Source organism: Marinobacterium sp. NO-S09 (genome assembly GCF_059179545.1).
Genome location: NZ_CP168954.1, coordinates 825,310 through 836,340 on the forward strand (window position 1 = coordinate 825,310; position 11,031 = coordinate 836,340).

Annotated in this window: 6 protein-coding genes; 5 read left to right on the forward strand and 1 reads right to left on the reverse strand. The window is 56.2% G+C overall.

Features of this window, described 5'->3' with window-relative positions:
• The first annotated feature begins 1 nt into the window (after position 1).
• The 4 genes from aroB to O3C79_RS04005 all read left to right on the forward strand — a co-directional run bounded on the left by aroB (position 2) and on the right by O3C79_RS04005 (position 8,828).
• Positions 2-1,090 (forward strand): 3-dehydroquinate synthase, encoded by a 1,089-nt coding sequence (gene aroB / locus O3C79_RS03990; protein WP_494384897.1) that lies wholly within the window; start codon positions 2-4, stop codon positions 1,088-1,090.
• Positions 1,091-1,108: 18 nt separating this feature from the next.
• Positions 1,109-2,686 carry an SPOR domain-containing protein gene (locus O3C79_RS03995; RefSeq protein WP_494384898.1) on the forward strand — a complete coding sequence of 526 codons (1,578 nt, stop codon included), beginning with the start codon at positions 1,109-1,111 and terminating at the stop codon, positions 2,684-2,686.
• Positions 2,687-2,879: 193 nt separating this feature from the next.
• Positions 2,880-7,334, forward strand: a complete 4,455-nt coding sequence (gene gltB / locus O3C79_RS04000) for a glutamate synthase large subunit (protein WP_494384899.1) — start codon at positions 2,880-2,882, stop codon at positions 7,332-7,334.
• Positions 7,335-7,394: 60 nt separating this feature from the next.
• Complete coding sequence (locus O3C79_RS04005) at positions 7,395-8,828, forward strand: FAD-dependent oxidoreductase (RefSeq protein WP_494384900.1); 1,434 nt, start codon at positions 7,395-7,397, stop codon at positions 8,826-8,828.
• Positions 8,829-8,937: 109 nt separating this feature from the next.
• Here O3C79_RS04005 and O3C79_RS04010 read toward each other — a convergent pair whose 3' ends face one another.
• Positions 8,938-9,912 (reverse strand): hypothetical protein, encoded by a 975-nt coding sequence (locus O3C79_RS04010; RefSeq protein WP_494384901.1) that lies wholly within the window; start codon positions 9,910-9,912, stop codon positions 8,938-8,940.
• A 316-nt stretch (positions 9,913-10,228) separates the two neighbouring features.
• Between O3C79_RS04010 and O3C79_RS04015 the strand changes: the two genes are divergently transcribed.
• Positions 10,229-10,936: a prolyl hydroxylase family protein gene (locus tag O3C79_RS04015; protein ID WP_494384902.1), complete on the forward strand. Its 708-nt coding sequence runs from the start codon at positions 10,229-10,231 to the stop codon at positions 10,934-10,936.
• Positions 10,937-11,031: the final 95 nt, after the last annotated feature.

Genomic DNA, 11,031 nt, shown 5'->3' on the forward strand with positions numbered 1-11,031 from the left:
GATGCAAACACTGAGCGTTGATCTTGGCGCACGCAGTTATCCCATTCAGATCGGGCAGGGCCTGTTGTCCAAACAGCTGCTACCGGCTCATATCAAGGGACGTCAGGTGATGGTGGTCAGTAACGAGACCGTGGCGCCCTTGTATCTGCAAACGCTCCTGCAGCAGCTGGACGGCTATCAGGTTGATACGATGATTTTGCCCGATGGCGAACAGTTTAAGGATCTGGAGCACGTCAACCGAATTTTCGATGCGCTGCTGGAAAAACGTCATAACCGCACTACAACCCTGATTGCGCTGGGTGGCGGTGTTGTGGGTGATATGACTGGTTTTGCCGCCGCCAGCTATCAGCGTGGCGTTGATTTCATCCAGGTGCCGACAACCTTGTTGTCTCAGGTCGATTCCTCTGTGGGGGGGAAAACCGGTGTAAACCACCCTCTGGGTAAAAACATGATCGGGGCTTTTCATCAGCCGCAGCAGGTGCTTGCCGACACTGATGTGTTGAACTCTCTGCCTGAGCGGGAGCTGTCGGCGGGTCTGGCCGAAGTGATCAAGTATGGTCTGATCTACGATGAAGCCTTCCTGAGCTGGCTGGAAGCCAATATGGCTGGCCTGCGTGCACGTGATCCCGAGGCGCTTGCCTATGCGATCTATCGCTCATGTGAAATAAAGGCGGAAATCGTAGCTCAGGATGAGCGAGAGTCCGGTATCCGCGCGTTGCTCAACCTGGGGCATACCTTTGGTCATGCGATCGAAACCGACCAGGGCTATGGTCAATGGTTGCATGGAGAAGCCGTTGGGACTGGCACCTTGATGGCAGCTGATCTGTCGGCCCGTCTTGGCTGGTTGTCCCAGGCGGATCTTGACCGCGTCAAAACCCTGCTGCAGTCGGCTGGGCTGCCGGTTGTCGCGCCTGAAACGATGACACCAGAGCGTTTCAAAGACCTTATGGCTGTGGATAAAAAGGTGCTGGATGGTCAGTTGCGCCTTGTGTTGCTGAAATCTTTGGGTCAGGGTGTTGTCACATCAGAGTTCCCCGTGGAAAAACTGGACGAAACACTGTCTGCCGGGGCGCAACTGGGTCAACTTTAACAGGAATAGCAGGTCATCATGGCTGATGCGCTGGACTACTTTGAACCGGAATCTCGCCTGCAGCAGCGGGAGAAGCTGAAGCACCTGATGCGCTTCTCGGATTTCCTTCTGCTTATTACAGGGGAAACCGGAAGTGGCAAGTCAGCATTGTTGCAGCAACTGGCGCCGGACCCTCACCAGAGTGCGGATGTGGTTGCGCACTTGCAGCTGGATGACAGCACTGATGTGACAGCCGTGCTCACTCAGTTGGTATCAGCACTGGATCTGCAGGTGCAGGATGATAATCGTCTGCGTCTCTCTGCACTACACGCCAAGGCGCGTCAATTGGCTGATGATGATGTGCCCCTGATTCTCCTGATCGACGATGCAGACTACCTCACCAACAACGCGCTGGAACTGCTGATCAATTTTGTGACGGCAGAACGAGGCGCTGCACCGCGCCTGCTGATGACCGGCTCACCTGCATTTGAGGAGCGTTTTCAGGACCTGGGGCTGGCCCAGTCAATGGATGGGCACCTTCACATCGAGCGTCTGGAAGCGTTTACTGCGGCGGAATCCTCGGAGTATCTTGAATCTCTGTTGCCGCATGGGGTGGAGCTGGGTGCGCGCCAGTTACGCACCCTGGTGGAAAAGGCTGAAGGCCGCCCGGGCCGTCTGCGTACATTGGCAGCCGAGCACTTGCGGAAGGATGGCGGTCGTTCGGCAAAAATGCCCATGGTTTTGCCGCCCCTGCATATCACGGCTTCGGCACTGATTCTGCTGCTGGTGTTCTCTGTTGCCATCTGGCAATACCTGCCTGAAGATGAGGAAGTACCGGTCGTTACTGAACGTGTCAGCCTGCCGCTGCCGGTGGTGTCTGCTGCAGATACGGAAGCCCCGGTTAAAACACTGGAGTTGGCTGAAGTGCAAGTCGCGACACCTGTTGAGCCGGTGTTGAACGCGGATGCCGAGCAGAACGCTACTGTAAATCAGGGGGAGCCATCGCAGGACTCTGACAACCTTGATGCTGCCGAAGATGCGACACCAGCAACGCCGGTAGAGCCCAAGCCAGAGCCCAAGCCAGAGCCCAAGCCAGAGCCCAAGCCAGAGCCCAAACCGGAGCCCAAACCGGAGCCCAAACCGGAGCCCAAACCGGAGCCCAAACCGGAGCCCAAACCGGAGCCCAAACCGGAGCCTAAACCGGAACCTAAACCGGAACCTAAACCGGAACCTAAACCGGAACCTAAACCGGAACCTAAACCGGAACCTAAACCGGAACCGCAGGCTCAGCCGTCTTCAGGTGTGGCCCAGGCGTACCAGCGTGAACCCGAGCTGCTGAACTGGCCGGATCGAGGCTATACCCTGCAGATGCTGGGAGCACGCGAAGAGAAGAGCGTGAAGGCGTTTCTGGATGCGCAGACACAGCCCGAGCGTTTCTATTACTTCAGTACGATCTTCAAGGGCAAGCCCTGGCATGTTGTGGTGTATGGGCAGTATGCAGACCGAAATTCGGCCTTGAATGCCGTTTCGGGGCTACCGGCAGCGTTGCAAAAATTGCGTCCCTGGGCACGTTCTATTGCCGGTGTTAAAGCCGATATAAAGAAGAAAAATCAATAAGTTATATAAAAAATGGCGCCAGCAGGCGCCATTTTTTTTGGCCCTGTCAAGCGCTTGATCGGTTGGATAAAATTTGTTCTTTCGGGTCGGCGCATGTAAAATTGCATCCCCTTTTTGCCCGTCAAGCGAACCCCGGGAGAAAGGAATACATATAACTATTTGATTAAAAAGATGTTTTTAGTGAGGTCGGCTTATGAACAAAGGTCTTTATCGCCTCGGAGAGTTCAAAGACAACTGTGGCTTCGGCCTGATGGCTCACATGCAGGGCCAGGCCAGTCATGACTTGTTGGAGAAGGCGATTGAAGCACTTGCTTGCATGACTCACCGCGGGGGTATCGCTGCGGACGGCAAGACGGGGGATGGCTGTGGTCTGCTGATGCAGAAACCTGACAGCTTCCTGCGTGCAGTCATGAAAGACGAGCAAGGCGTTGAACTGGGTGAAAACTATGCCGTGGGCATGGTGTTCCTGTCCCGTGAACCTGCATTGGCGGAGGCTGCTCGCCAGGAGCTGAATGCCGCTGTGGAGGCACAGGGACTTCAAGTCGCCGGTTGGCGTGAGGTTCCCACCGATGAAGGATGTCTGGGGCCGATCGCGAAGGATACACTGCCGCAAATCGAGCAGGTATTCATCAATTCAAATGGCAAAGACGATCGTGAATTTGCCGTTAGCCTCTTTACCGCCCGCCGCCTCACCGAAAACGCACTCAACCAAGATCCCGATTTTTACATTTGCAGCTTGTCCGACAAGGTTCTGTCCTACAAGGGCCTGATGATGCCGGTAGATCTGCCGGTGTTCTATCAGGACCTGAACGATCCGCGTCTGCAAACGGCTATCTGTACCTATCACCAGCGTTTCTCGACCAACACGGCACCGCGCTGGCCGCTGGCCCAGCCGTTCCGCTTTCTGGCGCACAACGGTGAAATCAACACCATCGAAGGTAACCGTAACTGGGCACGTTCTCGTCGCACCAAGTTCGTTACCGAACAGCTGCCGAACCTGGACGAGCTGCAGCCGATCGTCAACACCACCGGCTCCGACTCTTCCAGCATGGATAACATGCTGGAGTTCCTGCTGGTCGGCGGTATGGACATCTACAAGGCTGTACGCATGATCGTACCGCCGGCGTGGCAGAACGTTGAGACTATGGACTCCGATCTGCGTGCCTTCTACGACTACCACTCCATGCATATGGAACCCTGGGATGGCCCCGCGGGCATGGTAATGACCGATGGTCGTTTCGCCGTGTGCATGCTGGACCGTAACGGTCTGCGTCCGTCTCGCTGGGTGATGACCCGTGACGGCTACATCTGCACTGCTTCCGAGATCGGTGTATTCGATTACGCGCCGGAAGATATCGTGTCTCAGGGCCGTGTGGGTCCGGGTCAGATGCTGTCTATCGACACCCAGACCGGTGAAGTGCTGCACACTGCGGATGTGGATAACAAGCTCAAGTCCGGTCACCCGTACAAGCAGTGGCTGAAAGACAACGCCATCCGTCTCGAACAGCACATGAACTTCGAGATGGAGTCCCAGTCCTTCCGCGAGATGTCACCGGAAGAGACCAAGCAGTACATGAAGATGTTCCAGGTAACGTTCGAAGAGCGTGACCAGGTACTGCGCCCGCTGGGCGAGTCCGGTATGGAAGCCGTTGGCTCCATGGGTGACGACAAGCCGATGGCGGTGCTGTCCAACAAGGTGCGTTCACCATACGACTACTTCCGTCAGCAGTTCGCGCAGGTAACCAACCCGCCGATTGATCCGCTGCGTGAAGCGATTGTCATGTCGCTGGAAACCTGCATCGGCGCCGAGCAGAACGTATTCGAGGAAACGCCGGGACACGCCCGCCGTATTATCCTGACGACACCTGTACTGTCCGCCAACAAGTTCCGTTACCTCTGTGACTGCCCGCATGAGGGCTTCGAGTCACAGAAGCTGGATCTGCACTACGATCCGGAAATTGGTCTGGAGCAGGCAATCCGTAATCTGTGTGACCAGGCTGAAGAAGCGGCTCGCAGCGGCAAGGTTCTGCTGATCCTGACCGATGCCTATCTGTCTCGTGGCAAGCTGCCGATCCATGCGTCCATGGCCACAGGCGCGGTGCACCATCACCTGGTGGAAAAGGGGCTGCGTTGCGAAACCAACCTGATCGTGGAAACCGCGACCGCACGTGACCCGCACCATATGGCGGTTCTGTTCGGCTTCGGTGCCACAGCCGTGTATCCGTACCTGGCCTACCGTGTGCTCAACGATCTGTGCCGCACCGGCGAACTGGGTCTGGAGCCGATGCAGGCGCACGAAAACTACCGCAAGGGCATCAACAAGGGCCTGCTGAAGATCCTGTCCAAGATGGGTATCTCCACCATTGCTTCTTACCGTGCTGCTCAACTGTTCGAAGCGGTGGGTCTGTCCAGTGAAGTGGTTGATCTCTGCTTCCGTGGTGTCTGCAGCCGCATCGAAGGTGCGCGTTTTGCCGACTTCCAGGGTGAGCAGGCCGAGCTGGCCAAGTTGGCCTGGAGCGCGCGCAAGCCGATCCAGCAGGGTGGTCTGCTGAAGTATGTCCACGATGGCGAGTATCACGCCTACAATCCGGACGTGGTTCGCACCATCCATGAAGCCGTAACCAGCGGTGATCCACGTGCCTACGCGCGCTACGCCGAGCTGGTTAACAACCGTGGCGTTGCAACCCTGCGCGACCTGCTGGGCCTGAAGAAGGGGCTGAAGCCGGTACCGCTGGACGAAGTCGAGCCGGTTGAAAACATCTTCCCGCGTTTCGACAGTGCGGCCATGTCACTGGGGGCTCTGTCTCCGGAAGCGCATGAAGCACTGGCGGTTGCCATGAACGAGCTGGGCGGTCGCTCCAACTCCGGTGAGGGTGGTGAAGACCCGGCCCGTCACGGCACCATGAAGCGCTCCAAGATCAAACAGGTGGCGTCTGGTCGTTTCGGTGTGACACCGGAATACCTGATGAGCGCCGATGTCATGCAGATCAAGGTTGCCCAGGGCGCCAAGCCCGGTGAAGGCGGCCAGCTGCCGGGCGGCAAGGTTAACGACCTGATCGCGCGTCTGCGTTACTCCGTACCAGGTGTGACGCTGATTTCGCCGCCGCCGCACCACGATATCTACTCGATCGAGGATCTGGCGCAGCTGATCTTCGACCTCAAGCAGATCAACCCTGAAGGTCTGGTATCCGTGAAGCTGGTATCGCGCCCGGGTGTTGGCACCATCGCTTGTGGTGTGGCCAAGGCCTACGCGGATTTGATTACCATCTCCGGTTACGACGGCGGTACCGCTGCATCTCCGCTGACCTCCATCCACCATGCCGGTTCTCCCTGGGAGCTGGGCCTGGCGGACGCGCAGCAGGCACTGCGTGCCAACCAGCTGCGTGGCAAGATCCGCCTGCAGACAGACGGTGGTCTGAAAACCGGTCTGGATGTGGTCAAGGCGGCCATGCTGGGTGCCGAGAGCTTCGGTTTCGGCACCATGCCGATGGTCGCACTGGGCTGTAAATACCTGCGTATTTGCCACCTGAACAACTGTGCTACCGGTGTTGCAACCCAGCGTGAAGATCTGCGTAACGACCACTTCCGCGGTACCGTGGAAATGGTGAAGAACTTCTTCCGCTTCATCGCTGAAGAAACCCGCCAGCTGATGGCTCAGCTGGGCGTGCGCAGCTTCGACGAGCTGATTGGCCGTGTTGATCTGCTGGAAATCCTGGAAGGCACCACTGCCAAGCATGCCAACCTGGATCTGGAACCGATCATCGGCAACGCCGGTGTACCGGAAGAGTATCCGCACACCTGCCAGCAGCCGCGCAACGAGCCTTACGATGCCGGTACGCTGAACACTGAAATGCTGGAACTGGCACGCGATGCGATTGCCGGCAAGCAGGGCGGTGAGTGGACGCTGAAGATCACCAACTGCGACCGCTCTGTCGGTGCACGCACGTCCGGTGAGATTGCGCGTCTGCACAGCAACCAGGGCATGAATGATGCGCCGATCACTTTCCGCTTCCAGGGTCACGCTGGTCAGTCCTTCGGTGTTTGGAACGCCGGTGGTCAGAACCTGCTGCTGGAAGGCGACGCCAACGACTACGTGGGCAAAGGCATGGCGGGCGGCAAGATCGTCGTGCGTCCGTTCGATGCCGTGACGTTCAAGTCCAACGAAACCGCCATCATCGGTAACACCTGTCTGTACGGTGCGACCAACGGCAAGCTGTTCGCAGCGGGCCGTGCCGGTGAGCGTTTCGGTGTGCGTAACTCTGGCTGTCACGCCGTGATTGAAGGTGCCGGCGACCACTGCTGTGAATACATGACCGGTGGTCTGGTCACAGTACTGGGTGAAACCGGTTACAACTTCGGTGCCGGTATGACGGGCGGCTTCGCCTATGTGCTGGATATGGACAACAGCTTCGTGGACAAATACAACCACGAACTGGTGGATATCCACCGCATCGGTACCGAGCAGATGGAAGCGTACAAGCACCACCTGCGCCTGGTGATCGAGGAGTTCACGGCAGAAACCGGAAGTGCCTGGGGTCAGGAGATCCTCGACAACTTCTATGACTTCTGCGGCAAGTTCTGGCTGGTTAAGCCCAAGGCAGCAAGCCTGAATGAACTTCTGAACACTGTGCGTGTACGTCCCGAGTAAGCACAGAGAACGACTAACAGCTGCACCTGCCTGCGGGCGGGTGCCGGACGAGGTGGTAAAATGACTAACCGTCTGAATAACGATTTTCAGTTTATCGATGTTGGCCGTCAGGGACCGGATAAAATCCCGGCGGACGTGCGCAAACAGCAGTTTGCCGAGATCTACGAGCCGTTCAAGGAAAAGGACGTAGCCAACCAGTCACACCGTTGCCTGGAGTGCGGCAACCCTTACTGCGAATGGAAGTGCCCGGTACACAACTTCATCCCCAACTGGCTGAAGCTTGTCACCGAAGGCAACATCATGGAAGCGGTGGAGCTGAGCCATCAGACCAACACCCTGCCGGAAGTCTGCGGCCGCGTGTGCCCGCAGGACCGTCTGTGTGAAGGTGCCTGTACGCTGAATGATGGCTTTGGTGCTGTCACCATCGGTTCTGTCGAGAAATACATCACGGACACCGCTTTCGCCATGGGCTGGAAGCCGGATATGTCCAAGGTGCAGTGGACCGACAAAAAGGTCGCCATTATCGGTTCTGGCCCGGCAGGTCTGGGGTGTGCCGATATTCTGGTGCGCAACGGCGTCAAGCCAGTGGTCTTTGACCGCAACCCGGAAATCGGTGGTCTGCTGACCTTCGGTATCCCGGAATTCAAGCTCGAAAAGAGCGTGATGAGCCGTCGCCGTGAAGTGTTCACCGAGATGGGTATCGAATTCCGTCTCAACACTGACGTGGGCACCGATGTGACCATGCAGCAGTTGATGGACGAGTACGACGCCGTCTTTATGGGCATGGGTACATACACTTACATGAAAGGTGGCTTCCCGGGTGAAGACCTGGATGGCGTTTACGATGCACTGCCGTTCCTGATCTCCAACGTGAACCACTGCCTGGGCTTTGAAAAAGACGCCTCCGAGTACATCAGCGTCAAAGGCCAGAAGGTTGTAGTACTGGGTGGTGGTGACACCGCCATGGACTGTAACCGTACTTCTATCCGTCAGGGTGCCGAGTCAGTGACCTGTGCCTACCGTCGTGACGAAGAGAACATGCCGGGCTCCAAGCGCGAAGTAGAAAATGCTCGCGAAGAGGGTGTCCAGTTCCTGTTCAACCGTCAGCCGGTTGAAGTGGTCGGCGAAAACGGCAAGGTAACGGGTGTTAAGGTTGTGGCAACCCGCATGGGTGAGCCGGACGAAAACGGCCGCCGCCGCGCTGAAGTGGTACCGGGATCTGAAGAAGTACTAGCCGCTGACGCGGTACTGGTGGCCTTCGGTTTCCGTCCGAGCCCGGCGCCCTGGTTCGCTGACTTCGGTATCGACCTGCACGAAGATGGTCGTATCAAGACCCAGGCTCAGCCGCAGGATGCGAATCGTTTTGCCTTCCAGACCAGCAACGACAAAGTCTTTGCCGGTGGTGACATGGTGCGCGGTTCAGACCTGGTAGTAACGGCTATCGATGAAGGCCGCAAGGCCGCTGAAGGCATCCTGGACTTCCTGGACGTCTGATATCTGCAAGCCAAAGGGCTAATAAAAAACCGGATGCTGTGATGGCATCCGGTTTTTTTGTGTCTGAAAGTGATGCTAAAAGCGTTTTCGAGGCCAACGCAGATAATGTTTAAAAGCTGTCGATGGATTTGCTCAGGTACAGCTCAAACCTGAGCGTCACTGCCCAGCGCGGGTCAAAATCGGAATCGCGCGGGAAATGAAGCTCAGGTATCAGGTCCATGAACAGAATGCCCCTGTGGATATCGCGTCGGTACCAACTCTGCAGGTAGTAATTGTTGAAGTGCGGGTCTGACAGGCTTTCTCCCACCATGATCAAACCATTGCGCAGGCTGCTGCGGTCATCCAGTTTGCGTGAGATATCAAAACGCTGGGAGAACTCCAGTGTGTCTTCCTCCTCCTGCCACTGGAACTTGGTGTAGGAACGCAGTGTGCGCCGCTCATCCAGCGGGCGTGTCAGTGACCAGCTGCTGCGTGCCGAGTAACCGTCACTATTGAACCAGGATGCGCGGTTGTTGCTGTTCAGTTGCCAGGGGCTGTCGGCAAACTGCCATTGGCGCTCACCGCTGACACGGACGTAAGGATCAATGGGCAAGCGCAGTTTGATACCAGCACCGTAGCGATAACTCCAGCGCTCACGCTTATCCGCCGGATCCAGTTTGGCAAGCCCCAGAATAGAGTTGTCATTTTCCACACGCTGACTGAGTCGGGCATCCGTACCTTGCTCATCCAATGTGCCCAGGGACTCCTCGGGGTCACTTTCAATCAGGATGCGCAGGCGATCCTTGCTGGTGGGCAGGTCCAGACGAAAACGCAGGTTCAGATCGGTGTCGAAACCTTCCGATTCCTGCCACAAGGACTCCTGGCTGATACGCAGGTAGGACTCGTTGTCGATATCCAGACTCTCCGGGGTACCAAAGAGGCTGTCCAGCCGTCGCGCTGAAGAATCCACCCAGCCACTCATTACTGTCTCTGCACGGTCCAGAGGTTCCGCCGCCCAGGTAGGAAGATCGGAAGGCTCTTCGGCCAATAATGGGGTTGGCAACAGGCAGGCCAGGACTGCAATTCGGCGTGCGGTTATTGTCATGGTGTGTTCCTTAACGCAGAGAGAGAGGCTGGTTCCGTCTCTTCAAGTCAGTATAAGGCAATCGTAGCGGATGAACAGAGGTGGTCAGGTCTGTTAGGTCAACTCCAAAAATGGCAGATATGTTATTCAGGTCGCCCAAGCATTGGTTAGGTTATTAACATCATAGCTGGAACTACGGGCTAACTAGTTGGCTGAAGCTGTTGAGACATTTGGGGGGCGTTTCGGGTTTTTTGTCCTGTAGCAGCTGGTCTATAGTTGGGTAAAACAGGGAAGAGCCATTCCTGATATTTATGGCTGTTTAAAAAGGAACGTATCAATGAAAGTGTCTGAAAATCATAAGCTGAATACAGGCTCGCAGGCTGATTCATCGGTGCAAATCAAGAACCATCGTCCTTTGGTGATGACAGTTGATGACATACTTACCCCTGAAGAATCGGCGGGCCTGATTGACCTGGCCAGAGAGAAGCTTGATCGGGCCAAGGTATCCTTTGATGACGCTTACGGTGTGACTGATGGCCGCTCCGGCCAGAACTGCTGGCTCCGTTATACCGATTACCCACTTGCCAAACGGATTGGAGACCGTATTGCCAAACTGGCAGGCATACCTCTGGAAAACGCGGAGTCTTTACAAGTCCTGCATTACGGTACTGAACAGGAATATCGTGCGCATTATGACGCCTATAACCTATCCACAGCACGCGGCCAGAGGTGTTGTCGTTATGGTGGCCAGAGGCTGGTTACTGCATTGGTGTATTTGAATACGGTTGAAGAGGGTGGAGGCACCGCTTTTCCCCGCCTTGGTCTTGAAGTAAATCCCGCACTCGGTCGTATGGTGCTGTTTCAAAATACCGACGAGGATGTCACCAAGCCGCACCGAGATAGCTTGCATGCAGGCCTGCCGGTGGTACAGGGAGAAAAGTGGGCATTCAATATCTGGTTCCATGCCAGGCCAATGAAAGAAAAGCAGGTTTTTGGAGAGCCTGAGGAGAAAAATAGCATCCAAACAGCAAAATCACACACCTGAACAGAGTTGCATGAAAACATCCGGGCGCTTATGTCTTTGTTCAAAGAATTGTTCTTAACCAAGTGAACGGTACAAAAATGTTGAACCTGTACCAC

What these genes read in the sequence shown, in the direction of transcription:
- aroB (WP_494384897.1), top strand. Translation starts at nt 2, where the DNA reads ATGCAAACACTGAGCGTTGATCTTGGCGCACGCAGTTATCCCATTCAG.
- O3C79_RS03995 (WP_494384898.1), top strand. Translation starts at nt 1,109, where the DNA reads ATGGCTGATGCGCTGGACTACTTTGAACCGGAATCTCGCCTGCAGCAG.
- gltB (WP_494384899.1), top strand. Translation starts at nt 2,880, where the DNA reads ATGAACAAAGGTCTTTATCGCCTCGGAGAGTTCAAAGACAACTGTGGC.
- O3C79_RS04005 (WP_494384900.1), top strand. Translation starts at nt 7,395, where the DNA reads ATGACTAACCGTCTGAATAACGATTTTCAGTTTATCGATGTTGGCCGT.
- O3C79_RS04010 (WP_494384901.1), bottom strand. Translation starts at nt 9,912, where the DNA reads ATGACAATAACCGCACGCCGAATTGCAGTCCTGGCCTGCCTGTTGCCA.
- O3C79_RS04015 (WP_494384902.1), top strand. Translation starts at nt 10,229, where the DNA reads ATGAAAGTGTCTGAAAATCATAAGCTGAATACAGGCTCGCAGGCTGAT.